This window comes from Hymenobacter sp. DG25A (assembly GCF_001280305.1).
Classification (GTDB): Bacteria; Bacteroidota; Bacteroidia; order Cytophagales; family Hymenobacteraceae; genus Hymenobacter.
The window spans coordinates 1480476-1496468 of sequence record NZ_CP012623.1 but is presented as its reverse complement, the minus strand read 5'-3'; the positions used below and the strand labels follow the sequence as shown (position 1 = coordinate 1496468).

The following is a 15993-nucleotide window of genomic DNA, read 5'->3' as shown; positions in this document are numbered from 1 at the left end:
AGTATTAAAAAGCTGATGGCGGACGCGCGCAGTCTGCAGCGCCAGTACCGCGAGTCAGAAGCCCTGGCAAAGTATGAAGAGGTTATCTGGCGGGATGGCAGGAACGTGGAAGCCCTGTGGCAGGCATCCCTGCTCAGCGTGCGCATCGGCTCCCGCTACACCGATGAAACCCGCAAAAGCCTTTACTACACTGCCGCCCGCGGCTTTGCCGAGCGCTCCTGGGCTTTGCAGCCGGAAGCCGCCGAGCCGAACTACGCCGTAGCCCTGGTACTGGCTAACCAGGCCCTTTTGCTGCACGCCAAAGGGCGCCTGCAAACCTACCGCGACATGAAGCCCTACGTTTTTAAAGCTGTGGCCCGCCGTCCCACCTGGTCGGAGGCCTGGCAGCTGCTGGGGCGCTGGCACTACCGTGTAGACCATTATAACCTGCTGGAACGCATATTCAGCGGCTTTTTTCTGGGAGGAGTACCCAGTGGGGCCAGCAGCCGGCAGGCTATTGATGCGCTGCTAAAGGCCCAGCAGCTGGACCCCAGACGCATTCAGGTGTATTATGATCTGGCCCGGGTGTACGACACCCAAAAGCAGGATGAGAAAGCCATTCAGGTGTTGCAGGAGGCGGCCACGCTTACCCCCATCACCACCGAAGAGTTGGAAATAAGCCGGCGCTGCCGCATTCTGCTCACGCGGCTGCAGCGCAAGCACCCGCTCCAATCTCCCAACCCCAATGGTTAGAAGGCGGCCAGGTATTCATATTCGGTGGCACCTTCCGTACCTTTATAGCATGTTTCGGCGCGCACTTTCCTATTTCCTGGCTCCAGCACTTGCTTTGGCTCTCTCCGCCTGCGGCAACTCCACTGCAGAGCAGCCGGATGTGATGGTGAATCTGGCTACCGTGCAGAGTGGCCCGGCCATTCAGGCGCAGGATCTGGAAGGCGCTATTGCCCGCCAGCCCCGTAACGCCAGCCTGTATGCGCGCCGTGCTGCTTTTCGGCTCGATGCCGGAGAGCCGGAGCGGGCCCTGCGGGATATAGAAGAAGCCTTACGACTGGATGATGGCCCCGGAGAGTACTACTTTCTGCAGGCCCGGGCCCGGCGCGGAATAGGCCAGCTGCAGAGCACGCTGAAAGCCGCCGAAGCCGCCTCCCGCCACGGTTTTGCCTCTCCCCAGCTGAGTTTGTTGGTAGGGGAAACCAACCTGGCCGCCCGGCGCTACCAGGATGCCCTTGACCACCTGGACCGCACCCTGCAGCAGGAACCCGAAAATGCGGCCGCGCTCTTCTACAAAGGCATGGCATACGTAGGCCTTCAGGATACCGTCCAGGCTTTCGATTTTCTGCGGGCCAGTGTAGCACGGGAGCCGCGGCAGGCCGAAATCCTTCATCAGCTGGCTTTTCTGAGCAATGCCCGCCGCCAGCCCCAGGATGCCGCCATCTTCGCGGCGCGGGGCCTGGCGCTGGCGCCCACCTACGGTCCCCTTTGGTATGATAACGGCCGGCAATATGACCTGCAGGGGCGCCCCGACAGCGCCCAGCAAAACTACCTGCGGGCCCTGCGCTATGACACCACCCTCTACCGCGCCGACTACCGCCTGGGGATGGCCTATGTAAAACAGCGCCGCCACGCCGAGGCACTGCCCCACCTGCAACGCGCCTTGCGCCGCTCTACGCTGCTCCCTAATGCCCGCCAGATGCTGGCCGAAAGCTACGAAGCCCTGCGGCGCCCCCAGGAAGCGGCGGCCCAGTACCAACAGCTGGTCCGGGAAAACCCGGGGAACAAGCACTGGAGCTACATGGCCTGGAAGGCAGCTGCCAAAGCCCGGGGAGAACCAACGGATACCACCACGCGGCGGCGTGTAGCGCCCATAGAGCCTATCCTGCAACGGGCTCCGGTAGCGCTTCCCAACTAAGACAACTGCCTTTTTTTCAGTGCCGGAAGGTCATTCGGTGGGGTAAGGTAGTAGGAGAATTCCGGGGAATTTCTGCTTCGATGCGGGGCACTTCCTGCGGCCGAGCGTTCCTTTTTCCGGCCATTCCCGCTAACTTGCGGCCTCACGGCTGTTTGTATAGCCATTATCTTCCCAATCCCATGATTGATATCACCCTCCCCGACGGTTCGGTGCGCCAGTTTGTAGATGGCGCCACGGGCTATGAAGTAGCCGCCAGCATCAGCGAAGGCTTGGCCCGTAATGCCCTCGGTGTGCGCGTCAACGGCGAAGTGCGCGACCTGCACCGCCCCATTGAGCAGAATGCCAACCTCGAAATCCTGACCTGGAACGATCAGGCCGGTAAAGCCACCTTCTGGCACTCGTCCGCTCACCTGATGGCGGAAGCCCTGGAAGCCCTGTACCCCGGCGTGAAGCTGGGCATCGGACCCAGCATTGAGAATGGTTTTTACTACGATGTAGACTTCGGCGAAGGCCGCACCATCTCCTCCGACGATTTTGCCACCATCGAGAAGAAGATGCTGGAGCTGGCCAAAACCAAAAGCCAGTACGTGCGCCGGGAAGTGCCCAAGGCGGAAGCCATTGCCTATTTTCAGGAGAAAGCCGACCCCTATAAGCTGGACCTGCTGCAGGGCCTGGAGGACGGCACCATTACTTTCTACACCCAGGGCGGGTTCACGGACCTTTGCCGCGGGCCGCACATTCCCGATACCAGCCCCATTAAAGCGGTAAAGCTGATGAACGTGGCCGGTGCCTACTGGCGCGGCGACGAGAAGAGCAAGCAGCTCACGCGCATCTACGGCATCACCTTCCCCAAAGCCAAGGAGCTGACCGAGTACCTGGAGCGCCTGGAAGAAGCCAAGCGCCGCGACCACCGCAAGCTGGGCAAGGAGCTGGAGCTTTTCGCCTTTTCTGATAAAGTAGGAGCGGGGCTGCCCCTGTGGCTGCCCAAAGGCACGGCCCTGCGCGAGCGTCTGGAGCAGTTCCTGCGCCGTGCCCAGGTGAAAGCCGGCTACCTGCCCGTGGTAACGCCCCACATCGGCTCCAAAGAGCTATACGTAACCAGCGGCCACTACGAGAAGTACGGTGCCGACTCGTTCCAGCCCATCAGAACGCCCAACCCGGGTGAGGAATTCTTCCTCAAGCCCATGAACTGCCCTCACCATTGCGAAATCTACAAAACCAAGCCCCGCTCATACCGCGACCTGCCGTTGCGCCTGGCCGAGTTTGGTACCGTGTATCGCTACGAGCAGAGCGGGGAGCTGCACGGCCTGACCCGCGTGCGGGGCTTTACGCAGGACGATGCCCACATCTTCTGCCGCCCCGATCAGGTGAAGGAAGAGTTTCTGAAGGTAATTGACATTGTGCTCTACGTCCTGAAGGCGCTGGATTTCCCCGACTTTACGGCGCAGATTTCCCTCCGCGACCCGGAGAACAAGACCAAGTACATTGGCTCTGACGAAAACTGGGCGCGGGCGGAAGCCGCCATTCAGGAAGCCGCTGCCGAGAAGGGGCTTAAAACGGTAACCGAACTGGGTGAAGCCGCCTTCTACGGCCCCAAGCTGGACTTCATGGTGCGCGATGCCCTGGGCCGCAAGTGGCAACTGGGTACCATTCAGGTAGACTATAACCTGCCTGAGCGGTTTGATCTGGAGTACGTGGCCCCGGATAACTCCCGGCAGCGCCCCGTGATGATTCACCGGGCTCCGTTTGGCTCGCTGGAACGCTTCGTGGCGGTGCTGATTGAGCACTGCGGTGGCAACTTCCCGCTCTGGCTCTCGCCCGAACAGTTTGCCGTTCTGCCTATTTCTGAGAAATATCAGGACTACGCCCAGCAGGTTTATGACCGCCTGATGCAGGCCGAACTGCGCGGTTCTTTGGACAGCCGTGACGAGAAAATCGGCCGGAAAATCCGGGATGCGGAAATAGCCAAAGTGCCCTATATGTTGATTGTAGGGGAGAAGGAGCAGGAAAACGGCATTGTTTCCGTTCGCCGCCACGGCGAGGGTGACATGGGCAGCATGCCCATTGAAGCCTTCATCCGAAACTTCCAGGATCAGGTAAATGAAATGACGCAAGCCATTTAGATAGCCTCCGGAAGCTTCTATTCTGCCCGTTTCTTTTTTAGAATTGAAAAAAAACCGGATATTTGCCTGCTGATGACGCCCGCCCGGCCTGCCCGGACGGGCGTCATCATCGCCAACAAGCCATATCTCTCACTTAGTAAGGAGGACCAACTCATAGCTACCCCAAATCGCCGCTACGTACCCCGCCAGCAGGTGGAGGAGCCGTTCAAAATCAACCAGAAAATTACTGCCCGCGAAGTGCGCCTGGTAGGCGAGAACGTGGAAGTAGGCATCTACCCGATTGAACAAGCTCGTCGCTTCGCGCAGGAGCAGAATCTGGATCTGGTGGAAATTTCGCCCACGGCCGTTCCGCCCGTGTGCCGCGTTATCGACTACTCCAAGTTCAAGTACGAGCAGAAGAAGCGTACCCGTGAACTGAAAGCGAAAGCCACGAAAGTGATAGTAAAGGAAATTCGTTTCGGTCCCAACACCGATGACCACGACTTTGCCTTTAAGCTGAAGCACGCGCAGGAATTCCTGAAGGAAGGCGCTAAAATCAAAGCATATGTGCATTTCGTGGGTCGCTCCATTGTGTTTAAGGAGCGCGGCGAGATTCTGCTGCTGAAATTTGCGCAGGCCCTGGAAGACCTGGCCAAAGTAGAGCAACTGCCCAAGCTGGAAGGCAAGCGCATGTTCCTGTACCTGGCTCCTAAGGTGGTGGTGAAGCCCAAACCGGCTGCTCCGGCTCCCGCAGCTAAACCGGCTGCCGGCAAAGAGAACGGGGCAAAAGAAGCTGCTCCCAAGGCAGCGGCTCCCAAAGAAGCAACTGAATAAGCAGTTTATCTGCTGACTGATTTTTCCAGGCGAACCGGCCATAGGCAGCCGGCCGCCGCAGTTTTTACCTTTCTTAACCCCCACACAATGCCGAAAATGAAAACCAAATCCGGCGCCAAAAAGCGTTTTACGCTCACCGGCACCGGTAAAATCAAGCGTAAGCACGCCTTCAAGTCGCACATCCTGACCAAGAAAACTACCAAGCAGAAGCGTAACCTTACGCACGCTACCCTGGTTAGCTCGGCAGACATGAACCGCGTGAAGGACATGCTGAATCTCTAATTGATTTTTTCGGTTTCCTGATTCAGCCCAGCTTTAGGGCTTGCTGGCAAAAGGGAAGCTTCAAAAATCAATACCAAACATTCACCCGGTATCCGGTACATAAGCTGACCTTAGGGCAGCACCGGCCACCAAAAACAAAGTAGGTTATGCCAAGAAGTGTAAACCACGTGGCCTCGCGCCACCGCCGGAAAAAAGTAATGCGTTTGGCGAAAGGCTATTTCGGCCGTCGCAAGAACGTATGGACCGTAGCTAAAAACGCGGTTGAAAAAGGTTTGCTGTATGCTTACCGTGACCGTAAGACCAAGAAGCGCGAGTTCCGTGCCCTTTGGATTCAGCGTATCAACGCAGGTGCGCGTCAGTACGGCATGTCGTACTCCCAGCTGATGGGCGGCCTGAAAAAGGCTGGCATCGAGCTGAACCGCAAAGTTCTGGCTGACCTGGCCCTGAACCACCCCGAGGCTTTCAAAGGCATTGTGGAGAAAGTTAAGTAAGCTTCCGGCTTACTGCACGAAAAAGCCTGACCAGTACGGTCAGGCTTTTTTGTTGTTTATAGCGGCCATGGCGGCCTTTAGGGCGAGAAATGGGGGTGATGCTTAGCCGGGCAGCGCGGCGGCCTCCTGCAGCCACTGGCGGGCATGCTGTAGATCCTCAAACAGGCGCATTTCAAACAGGTTGCCTACGCGCTGGTGCATTTCCTCGGCAGAGGCCTGCCCAAAGATACCGGGCGCTACTACGTGGGCAAAGCGGGTGAGGCCTGCGGCCAGGGCCTGCGGCATCCATTCCTGCGCTATCCAGTCGTTGGCCTGGTTCCAGGAGCCCACCACGGCGCGGTTGTCGTTCAGCATGTGGGGGCACTTGGTTTGCCGGAGCACCTCCAGCACGCCCACACAGCCCTGCATCACGGCATCCGTGGATAAGAGGCCCCGCCACTCATTGTAAATCCACTGATGGTGGGCGTCGTGGTGCACGGTCAGAAAGACCTTGCCAAATGAGTTGGTGAATTGCTGCATCGGGGCCCAGGGGAGAGGCGAAAATGTTCTGCCGAAATATCAATAAAAAAACCGCATCAGCAATGGGCCAATGCGGTTTTTCTAAGTAGCGGGGACGAGAGTTGAACTCGTGACCTCAGGGTTATGAATCCTGTGCTCTAACCAACTGAGCTACCCCGCCGGGTTTTTGGTGGGGCAAAGGTAGGCACAAGATTTGTCGTGGCGCAACCCTTGGTGCAAAAAAAAACCACTGTATCTTGCCGCTGCCTGATGAACGTCTTTTGTTGCTGAGGCCTAATGTTCCGTATTTCACACGCTTATGCCGCTCTCCGCTACTCGCTCCAAGCACCGTTTCACGGTAGAATATCCCATTAATGCCTCGCCTAAGATCCTCTATCCTTACTTAGCCTCCGCTACGGGGCTTAGTCAGTGGTTCTGCCAGCGCGTCCGCACCATTGATAATCATCAGTTCATTTTCACTTGGGACAACCAGGACCACTTTGCGGAAATGAACTCGCACCGGACCAACCGCTCGGTGCGGTTTGTGTTCCTGGATAAAAACCACCGCCACATGCCGGATGCTAACTATCTGGACTTCTCCATTGAGTCATCGGAACTGACTCAGGAAGTGTTCCTGCGGGTGGTAGACTACTCCGAAGAAACCGACGAGATTGAGCTGCACGAAATGTGGGAAACCCTCATGCAGAACCTGCGCCAACAAGTAGGCGGCTAGCCTATACCCATTTTTACCCCGGGAGGGAAAGCCACACGAGTAGTACCTTCGTGTGGCTTTCCCTCCTTTGCTTACCCGGGCAGCCTGCCCTTTTGCTTTATGAAGAAACTGGATAAACTGATTTTACAGGCTTTTGTGGGGCCTTTTGTGCTCACCTTCGCCGTGGTAGAATTTATCCTGCTCACGCAATACATGCTGAAGTATCTGGATGATATCATCGGCAAGGACCTGGGTGCGGGCGTTCTTCTGCAGCTGTTATTTTATTTCAGCGTGCTGATTGTGCCAATTTCCCTGCCGCTGGCGGTGCTACTGTCGTCGCTGATGACCTATGGCAACCTGGGCGAGCACCAAGAGCTTACGGCCATTAAAACGTCCGGCATTTCACTCACCCGCATTCTGCGGCCCGTATTTCTGGTAAGCCTGGTGCTGGCCGGGCTGGCTTTCTGGTTCAATAACAATATTGTGCCCACCGCCAATCTGAAGGCCTTTAGCCTGCTCTGGGACGTGCGCCAGCAAAAATTGGCCCTGGATATCCGGGAAGGTATTTTCTACAATGGCATTCCGGGCTACACCATCAAAGTAGACAAAAAAGAAGGGGAGAATGGCGACCTGCTGAAAGGGGTCATCATTTATGATCATACCCGCAATAATGGTAGCGCGGCCGTGATTCTGGCCGATTCTGGCCGCATGTTTACCCGCTACGGCGGGCAATATCTCAGCCTGGAGCTTTTCCGGGGTACCATGTATCTGGAGCAGCCCGAAGCCCGGGGCCAGAACGAAACCGGCTTTGCCCGCCAGGCTTTTGACAAGAATACCATCACGTTTTCGCTGGCCTCCTTCTCCCTGGACCGCACCAAGGAAGAGCTGTTTTCGGAAAACAAGATGATGAAGAACATTCCGCAACTGCACGCCTACACCGATTCGCTGCACGACCAGCTGAATACGCAGCGCACGCGGCTGGGCCGGGAGCTGAGCGTGTACTACACCTACCTGCGCTTTGATACCGTGGGGCAGAAAACCCGGCAGCGGGTACGGAAGTGGAAGCCCATTCCCCAATCCTTTTTGGCCCCAATTACTGATTTGACGGTAGGCAGCGCCACCGACCGGGCCCGCAACGTACGCTCCTTTGCCGCCAGCTCCGCCGAAAGCCTCACCAATCTGCAGCGCGACACGAACAACTACCGGATTGAGATTTACCGGAAATACACCCAGTCTATTGCCGTGCTCATTATGTTTCTGATTGGCGCTCCGCTGGGTGCAATTATCAAGAAAGGCGGCCTGGGTGTGCCGGTGCTTATCTCCATCCTATTCTTCATTGTGTACTACGTGCTGTCCATTATAGGCGAGAAGTACGGACGGGAGGATGTGCTGCCGGTAGGGGCGGGGATGTGGATGGCCAATGCCATTCTGCTGCCCATCGGCCTGTTTTTCCTCTACCAGGCCCGCCACGACTCCGGCCTGCTGGACGTAGAGTTCTGGCGCCGGCTGCCGGCCAAAATCCGCTGGCCTTTTCGTGGGTACAAGAAAGCGCTGTAACGCTGCCAGCCCCGGGGTAGCGGGCTGCTGCTAGCGTATGGCTTGCTTCTAAAATTCTCTGGGCTTTTTCCTGTGAATCCCAAGCAAAAAAGCTTACCTTTGCGGCCACCCCGAGGTGCGGGGTGAAATTTCTTTCTCACTTTTAATCCAAGACGGGGAAACCTATCTGCCGATGAAACTTACTACCGAAGTAAAACAGGCCATCTTTGAAAAGAACAGCCTGCAAAAAGTAGCCACCGATACCGGTTCTGCTGAAGCCCAGATTGCGCTGTTCACGCACCGCATTACCCACCTGACCGAGCACCTGAAGGTGAACAAGAAGGACTTCTCGACCCGCCTGGGTCTGCTGAAGCTGGTTGGTAAGCGTCGTCGCATGCTGGATTATCTGCAGCACCGCGAAATCAACCGCTACCGCGCTATCATTAAGGAGCTGGGTATCCGCAAGTAACCCGCCCCGCCGGAGCAGGGAGCCTTTCAACGAAGGTTCCCTGCTCTTTTTTTGTGCAGCCCGGTCACTTTTTAAGCGTCTCGGGCTGTTAGCTTTCCAAAGAACTTTCTTCAGAGCAAATCAGAGCTACTGTAGCCCTGATTTTACGGCTGCTCGCCCGCTGTCGCTTTTTCAAGCAAACCCACACGATGCCCAACTACAACGCGGTTACCAAACACATTACCCTGCCCGATGGTCGGCAGATTTCCATTGAAACCGGCAAGCTGGCCAAATTCGCTGATGGCGCCGTAGTGGTGCGCCTGGGCGATGCCATGCTGCTGGCTACGGTTGTTTCCCAGCCCAGCCAGCGCGAAGGCGTGGATTTCCTGCCCCTGTCGGTAGACTATCAGGAGAAATTCGGCGGTGCCGGCAACATTCCCGGCTCATTCCAGCGTCGCGAAGGCCGCCTGTCGGACCAGGAAATCCTGGTTTGCCGCCTTGTAGACCGCATCCTGCGCCCCATGTTCCCCAAGGACTATCACTACGAGGTGCAGGTGATGATTACGCTGATTTCAGCCGATAAAACCGTGCAGCCGGATGCTCTGGCTGCCCTGGCTGCTTCCGCTGCCCTGTCGATTTCCGATATTCCCTTCGCTGGTCCGATTTCGGAAGTACGCGTAGCCCGTATCGACGGCAAGCTGCAGATCAACCCCCTCACCGCCGACATTGCCCGCGCCGACATGGACCTGATTGTAGGTGCTACCGCCGACTCAGTGGCCATGGTGGAAGGTGAAATGGACGAAGTGAGCGAAGAGGAAATGGTAGAAGCCATTGCCTACGCCCACGAAGCCATTAAAGAGCAGGTACGGGTGCAGCAGGAGCTGGCCGCCGCCGTGGAGAAATCCCACGTGAAGCGCGAGTATCCGAAGTACGATGAGAACGAAGACCTGAAGCAGCGCATTCACGAAGGTGTGTACCAGCACGCCTACAAAATCGCGCAGTCGGGCAACACCAGCAAAGCCGGCCGCAAGGAGGCTTTTGGTGAGGTGAAGAAGTCCTTGAGCGAGAAAATCCTCGAAGATCAGCCGGAGCTGGACATGAAGATGTTCGGCCGCTACTACTCTTCAGCAGAGAAGAAAGCCATCCGCGACATGATGATTAAGGAGCGCACCCGCCTTGATGGCCGCGCTCTGACCGAAATTCGCCCCATCTGGAGCGAGGTGAACTACCTGCCCGGTGCCCACGGCTCGGCCCTGTTCACCCGCGGCGAAACCCAGTCGCTGACCACGGTTGCCCTCGGCACCAAGCTCGATGAGCAGATCATCGATACGGCCATGACTTCGGGTTACAGCAAGTTCATGTTGCACTACAACTTCCCCGCTTTCTCTACGGGTGAAGTGAAGCCTAACCGCGGCCCCGGCCGCCGGGAAATTGGCCACGGCAACCTGGCTATGCGCTCCTTGAAGAAGGTTTTGCCTTCCGATGACGAGAATCCATACACCATCCGTATCGTGTCGGACATCCTGGAGTCGAACGGCTCTTCGTCGATGGCTACCGTATGTGCTGGCTCGATGGCCCTGATGGATGCGGGCATTAAAGTGCGCGCCGCCGTTTCGGGTATTGCCATGGGCCTGGTGCAGGACAAAGAAACCGGCGAATACGCCGTGCTTTCCGACATCCTGGGCGATGAGGACCACCTCGGCGACATGGACTTTAAAGTAACCGGCACCGAGAAAGGTATCGTGGCTTGCCAGATGGACATCAAAATCCAGGGCCTGAGCAGCGAAATCATGACGGCTGCCTTGCACCAGGCCCGCGAAGGCCGCCTACACATTCTGCGTGAGATGGCTAAGACCATTTCGGAGCCCGCAGCTGAGCTGAAGCCTCATACGCCTCGCTCGCACAAGATGCTCATCGATAAAGAGTATATCGGTGCGGTTATCGGACCCGGCGGTAAAGTCATTCAGCAGATCCAGAAGGACACCAACGCTACAGTTATCATTGAGGAGAAGGACGAGAAAGGCCACGTAAGCATCTACGCTTCCAACCAGGAAGACATGCAGGCGGCTATTGACCGGATCCGGGCTATTGCGGCTACGCCGGAAGTAGGCGAAACCTACAAAGGTAAAGTTCGCAGCATCCAGCCATACGGTGCTTTCGTAGAAATCATGCCAGGTAAGGATGGTCTGCTGCACATTTCGGAAGTAGCCCACGAGCGTCTGGCTACGCTGGAAGGCGTACTGGAAGTAGGGCAGGAAATTGATGTGAAACTGCTCGATATCGACAAGAAGACCGGTAAGTACCGCTTGTCGCGCAAGGTATTGCTGCCAAAGCCTGAAAAGGCCGCCGCCAGCAATGGGGAGGAGCAGCCAAGCTAGCTGAACTTAATCGGGCGTCGGCGGGTTGATTCTCACCGACGCCCGTACCCATCCGGATGTTCTTCGTAACCAAACACACTTCACTTCCGCGCCCGCAATGAGACAGTTAAAAATCAGCAAGCAGATAACCAACCGCGAAAGCCAGTCGCTGGATAAATACCTCCAGGAGATTGGTAAAGTGGATCTGCTCACTCCCGATGAGGAGGTGACGCTGGCGCAACGCATTAAAGAAGGCGACCAGCAAGCGCTGGAAAAGCTGACCAAGGCCAACCTCCGCTTCGTGGTGTCGGTGGCCAAGCAGTACCAGAACCAGGGTCTTTCGCTGGGCGACCTGATCAACGAGGGTAACCTTGGTCTGATTAAAGCGGCCAAGCGTTTCGATGAAACCCGTGGCTTTAAGTTTATCTCCTACGCCGTATGGTGGATTCGTCAGTCGATTCTGCAGGCTTTGGCCGAGCAGTCGCGCATTGTGCGTCTGCCGCTGAACCGCGTAGGCTCGTTGAATAAAATCAGCAAGTCCTTCTCCGAGCTGGAGCAGAAATTTGAGCGGGAGCCCTCGCCCGAAGAAATTGCCGAAGTTCTGGAGCTCACTACCTCTGAGGTAGTGGACACCCTGAAAATCTCGGGCCGCCACGTATCCGTGGATGCCCCGTTTGTGCAGGGCGAAGAAAACCGCCTGCTGGACGTGCTCGAGAATGAGGACGAGGAAAGCCCGGACATGGGCCTGATGAACGACTCGCTCCGCAAGGAAGTGCAGCGCGCCCTGAGCACGCTCACCAAGCGCGAAGCCGATGTTATCACGCTGTATTTTGGCCTGAACGGGGAGCACTCCCTCACGCTGGAAGAAATCGGCGAGAAGTTCAACCTCACCCGGGAGCGGGTTCGCCAGATCAAGGAAAAAGCCATCCGCCGCCTGCGTCATACCTCGCGCAGCAAAGCGCTAAAGCCTTACCTGGGGTAAGCGCTCTACTCACTTTAAAAAACCCTGACCCACCGGTTGGGGTTTTTTGTTGTAGTACTTAGCCGCCGGCTTTTTTCTGTTTCCAGGGCCAATTCCAGCCTGGCGGGCGGCTTCGGAAAAGGCAATTAGCCGCAGCAGGCTGCTGAGCTTGATGTTACTGGTTACCTTTGTACTCCCAACCCTAACTTTCTGGCCTTTCCGGGCCCCTTTGCTACTGCCTTCTCATGGAGAATACTACCCCGGAACACGTAAAGTGTCTGATTATTGGCTCCGGCCCGGCCGGCTATACGGCTGCTATTTATGCTGCCCGCGCCAACATGGCGCCCGTTATGTACCAGGGCCTGCAGCCTGGTGGCCAGCTGACTATTACCAATGATGTAGAGAATTTCCCCGGCTACCCTGATGGTGTGATGGGCCCGGAGATGATGGAAGACCTGAAAAAACAGGCTGCCCGCTTTGGTACCGACATCCGCTATGGTCTGGCTACTGCCGTTGACTTCTCCGGGCACCCGCACAAGGTAACCATTGACGAAAGCAAGGAAATTACTGCGGATGCCGTCATCATTGCTACCGGGGCTTCGGCCAAATGGCTGGGTCTGGAGTCGGAAGCGCGCCTGAATGGCTCGGGTGTATCGGCCTGTGCCGTGTGTGATGGTTTCTTCTACCGTGGCCTAGACGTGGCTATTGTAGGCGCCGGTGACACGGCCGCGGAGGAAGCCACTTACCTGGCTAACCTTTGCAACAAGGTGTATATGCTGGTGCGGAAAGGGGAGATGCGCGCTTCTAAAATCATGCAGAAGCGGGTAGCTGACAACCCCAAAATTGAGGTGCTATACAACACCTCTACCGATGAAATTCTGGGCGAGCAGGCCGTAGAAGGCGTGCGCGTGAAAAATGTGCTGACCCACGAAACCCGCGTGCTGGATGTAAAAGGCTTCTTTGTGGCCATTGGCCACGATCCTAACTCCAAAATATTCCAGCCCTACCTGCACCACGACGAAATGGGCTACCTGAAAACTATTCCGGGTACCGCCAAAACCAACGTGGACGGCGTGTTTGCCTGCGGCGACGTGCAGGATTTTACCTACCGGCAGGCCGTAACGGCGGCCGGCTCCGGCTGCATGGCCGCGCTGGATGCAGAGCGGTATCTGGCCGCCCTGGGCGTACACTAGTAACCGGCACAATCAGGCCCGGTATACCAGTCGGGCCTGGTTGTGCGTTGGTTGCGTACTTTGCTGAAAGCCTATAGCCTTTTGCGCGGCGGCTTTCCTGAATTCTAACCCTATTGCAGTTGCTGAACTTTGTGAAATACTGGCTGGTGCCGCTGCTTTTAGTGGTGCTCATGCTAGCTGATCCTACTGCCACGCAGGCCCAACGCCGCAAGCCAGCCCCCACCAAGGCCAAAGGCAGCTCCAGCGGAAACCGGAAGGACTTTTTTCGGTTTAAATCGCCAGTTATCAAATATGTGCGGCCCGATACCACCGTGCTGATTAAGACGGAGGATTTGCCCGACGACGACTCGGAAGCCGCAAAATCCATCTACTTCAACCCGGCTAAGAAGCTTTCCATCGTGAGTGAGGATACGTCTTCGCTTAATGAAGGCGGGCAGCACATTGTGGAGGTTTCGGAGCAGGTGCTGATTGATAGCTCCTGGATTAAGGTGGCCGGGTATTATGCTATCTGGGACACGCACAACATCAACCCTTACCGGGTAGATGGCCGCCGCCTCAAAGACACGCTCAACCTGCGCCTGATTGACCCGCCCCGGCAGCGCTACGCTAAAATGCCCCTGCTGACCACTCCGCTCACCTCCGACTTCGGCTTCCGGGGTTCCCGCTGGCACTATGGCGTGGATCTGGACCTGGAAACCGGCGACTCCGTGAAAGCGGCTTTTGATGGAGTGGTGCGCATTTCCAAGTGGGATGGTTCCGGCTATGGCAACTATCTGCTGGTGCGCCACTACAACGGCATAGAAACGCTGTACGGCCATTTGCAAAAGGCGCTGGTAGCGCCGGGTACCTTTGTAAAAGCCGGCCAACTGATTGGTAAAGGGGGCAGCACCGGCCGCAGCACCGGCTCGCACCTGCACTTTGAAGTGCGCTACGAGGGCAACCCCATTGATCCGGAGCGCATGTACGACTTCCCGGACTACAAGCTGCGCGGCGACAACTTCCAGGTTACCTCAGCGCTTTTTAACTACTACAGCCGGGCCCTGCGGGCCCGCTCATCGTCGCACCGCTCGGGTGCGCCGTCGGCCGCCCGGCGGGTAGTAACGCACCGCATCCGCTCCGGCGATACGCTGTCGGAAATTGCCCAGAAATACGGCGTATCCGTCAGTCAGATCAAGCGCCTCAACAAAGGCACCTCCACGCTGAAGCTGGGCCGTACGCTGCGCATTAAGTAAGCAGCGGAAAGTTACATTTGTCATCCTGTGATGCTGCCCGGCCCCGGCTGCCGGAAAGCATCACAGGATGTCTGCTTTTATTCTCATTCCATTCTTTGCCTTCTATGAAGTTAGATATACTGGCTTTCGGTGCCCATCCCGATGATGTAGAAATGTCCTGTTCGGGCACCATGCTGGCGGCTGCCGCAGCCGGCAAGAAAATCGGTATTGTTGATTTCACCCGGGGAGAGCTGGGTACGAGGGGTACGCCCGCTACCCGCGCCGCCGAGGCCGAGGTAGCCAGCCGTATTCTAGGCCTGAGCGTGCGCGAAAACCTTGGCCTGCCCGATGGCTTCTTCCGCAACGACCGGGAGCACCAGCTGCCCGTTATAGCCGCTATTCGCCGCTACCGGCCCGAGGTGGTGCTCTGCAACGCCATCCATGACCGCCACCCCGATCATGGGCGCGGATCCCAGCTGGCATCGGAAGCCTGCTTCCTGGCCGGCCTGCGCATGATTGAAACTCTCGGCGACAATGGCCTGCCCCAGCAGCCCTGGCGCCCCCGCGTGGTGTACCACTACATCCAGGACCGCCAGATTGACCCCGACTTTGTAGTGGATATCACTGAGTTCTGGCCGAAGAAGTGGGAGTCCATCAAAGCCTACCGCACGCAGTTCCACGACCCGGAAAGCACCGAGCCTACCACGTATCTTTCTACCCCCGTATTCTCCAATTTCATGGAAGCCCGCGCCCGCGAGTTTGGCCACATGATAGGAGCGGAGTTCGGGGAAGGCTTTACGCGGGAACGGCCGCTGGGGGTGCGGGATGTAACGGAGCTGATTTAAATACTAAAATGAAAGCGCGGGTGCTATTTTTAGGGGAAGTATAGACTTCAGATCTATTGCACGGTATGCCCTTTATGATGTTTAGCAGCCATCCTAAATCCTCACAACCCGGAACTGATGAAGTGTCAGAAGATATAGCCGGTTCCAAACGGCAACGGCTGGTTGAAGTGGTGGTGACTTCAGCTGTGCAGTTGAGCCCGCTGCTGAAATTGCTCGACACCATTCAGCCCCACGTCACGAGTGATTCGGTATTTCACCTGCGTCGGAAGAAAATCCAGGGCCATTTTGCTGAAGTGTACACAGAAATTCGCGCGGAGCGGCCTAAGCGTCAGGCGCTGACCTTTGCCTTTCAGGCTCTCACTGAGTTGGTGCGCGAAGAAGCCCGTGACATCAGCAAAGATGAGCTACAGCAAGCCGCCAAAGAGCTAGTACTGGCCACGCTGAAGAATGCACCAGGGCTGATTAATGTAGCGCATCAGGCCAGGCTGCTTTCGTAAGCCATATTATAAGGCCTTAGATATTCTACCGCCTGAAATATCTTAATGAGCCTTCCGGATTTAAAAATAAAAAGGCAACTCCTGCGTAGGAGCCGCCTTTTTTATTGCCAGTGCAATGAT

15 protein-coding genes, 1 tRNA gene and 1 pseudogene are annotated in these 15993 nt (G+C 56.8%); 15 read left to right on the top strand and 2 right to left on the bottom strand.

Translation table 11 applies throughout. The annotated features are described in order from the left end of the window. Positions 1-15: 15 nt before the first annotated feature. From AM218_RS06475 to rplT, 6 genes and pseudogenes are all read left to right on the top strand, one after another. Entirely contained in the window at positions 16-732 is a 717-nt protein-coding gene (locus AM218_RS06475) for a tetratricopeptide repeat protein (RefSeq protein ID WP_197274026.1), read from the top strand. Positions 733-826: 94 nt separating this feature from the next. After that, positions 827-1906 (top strand): tetratricopeptide repeat protein, encoded by a 1080-nt coding sequence (locus AM218_RS06470; RefSeq protein WP_054412941.1) that lies wholly within the window; start codon positions 827-829, stop codon positions 1904-1906. Positions 1907-2085: 179 nt separating this feature from the next. Next, a complete protein-coding gene (gene thrS / locus AM218_RS06465; RefSeq protein WP_054412940.1) occupies positions 2086-4029 on the top strand; it encodes a threonine--tRNA ligase in 1944 nt (647 codons plus the stop codon). A 153-nt stretch (positions 4030-4182) separates the two neighbouring features. Next, positions 4183-4740, top strand: a pseudogene (gene infC, locus AM218_RS06460) (translation initiation factor IF-3); the annotation flags it as partial. Between the two features lie 189 nt (positions 4741-4929). Further along, complete coding sequence (gene rpmI / locus AM218_RS06455; RefSeq protein ID WP_044513575.1) at positions 4930-5124, top strand: 50S ribosomal protein L35; 195 nt, start codon at positions 4930-4932, stop codon at positions 5122-5124. Positions 5125-5270: 146 nt separating this feature from the next. Beyond that, positions 5271-5615: a 50S ribosomal protein L20 gene (rplT, locus tag AM218_RS06450; RefSeq protein WP_054412938.1), complete on the top strand. Its 345-nt coding sequence runs from the start codon at positions 5271-5273 to the stop codon at positions 5613-5615. Positions 5616-5717: 102 nt separating this feature from the next. On the opposite strand, the gene AM218_RS06445 is transcribed toward rplT, so the two are convergent. Next, positions 5718-6134: a hypothetical protein gene (locus AM218_RS06445; protein WP_054412936.1), complete on the bottom strand. Its 417-nt coding sequence runs from the start codon at positions 6132-6134 to the stop codon at positions 5718-5720. 86 nt (positions 6135-6220) lie between these two features. Continuing rightward, positions 6221-6294: transfer RNA gene (locus AM218_RS06440), tRNA-Met, on the bottom strand. A 138-nt stretch (positions 6295-6432) separates the two neighbouring features. Here AM218_RS06440 and AM218_RS06435 point away from each other — a divergent pair. The 9 genes from AM218_RS06435 (at position 6433) to AM218_RS06395 (ending at position 15873) form a co-directional block, all read left to right on the top strand. Then, positions 6433-6846, top strand: coding sequence for an START-like domain-containing protein (locus AM218_RS06435; RefSeq protein ID WP_054412934.1), 414 nt, complete (start codon positions 6433-6435; stop codon positions 6844-6846). Between the two features lie 99 nt (positions 6847-6945). Next, the gene (locus AM218_RS06430) at positions 6946-8382 is read left to right on the top strand and encodes an LptF/LptG family permease (RefSeq protein WP_054412932.1); all 1437 of its coding nucleotides are present in this window, start codon (positions 6946-6948) and stop codon (positions 8380-8382) included. A gap of 172 nt (positions 8383-8554) precedes the next feature. Then, on the top strand, positions 8555-8830 hold the full coding sequence (gene rpsO / locus AM218_RS06425) for a 30S ribosomal protein S15 (protein ID WP_054412930.1): 276 nt from the start codon (positions 8555-8557) through the stop codon (positions 8828-8830). 188 nt (positions 8831-9018) lie between these two features. Continuing rightward, positions 9019-11187: a polyribonucleotide nucleotidyltransferase gene (gene pnp, locus AM218_RS06420; RefSeq protein WP_044513579.1), complete on the top strand. Its 2169-nt coding sequence runs from the start codon at positions 9019-9021 to the stop codon at positions 11185-11187. A 97-nt stretch (positions 11188-11284) separates the two neighbouring features. After that, entirely contained in the window at positions 11285-12148 is an 864-nt protein-coding gene (locus AM218_RS06415; RefSeq protein ID WP_044513580.1) for a sigma-70 family RNA polymerase sigma factor, read from the top strand. Between the two features lie 224 nt (positions 12149-12372). Continuing rightward, on the top strand, positions 12373-13320 hold the full coding sequence (trxB, locus tag AM218_RS06410; protein WP_054412928.1) for a thioredoxin-disulfide reductase: 948 nt from the start codon (positions 12373-12375) through the stop codon (positions 13318-13320). Between the two features lie 131 nt (positions 13321-13451). Further along, complete coding sequence (locus AM218_RS06405; protein WP_231717559.1) at positions 13452-14552, top strand: M23 family metallopeptidase; 1101 nt, start codon at positions 13452-13454, stop codon at positions 14550-14552. 104 nt (positions 14553-14656) lie between these two features. Then, positions 14657-15376 carry a bacillithiol biosynthesis deacetylase BshB1 gene (bshB1, locus tag AM218_RS06400; protein ID WP_054412926.1) on the top strand — a complete coding sequence of 240 codons (720 nt, stop codon included), beginning with the start codon at positions 14657-14659 and terminating at the stop codon, positions 15374-15376. Positions 15377-15450: 74 nt separating this feature from the next. Next, entirely contained in the window at positions 15451-15873 is a 423-nt protein-coding gene (locus AM218_RS06395; protein WP_157547549.1) for a hypothetical protein, read from the top strand. Positions 15874-15993 lie beyond the last annotated feature (120 nt).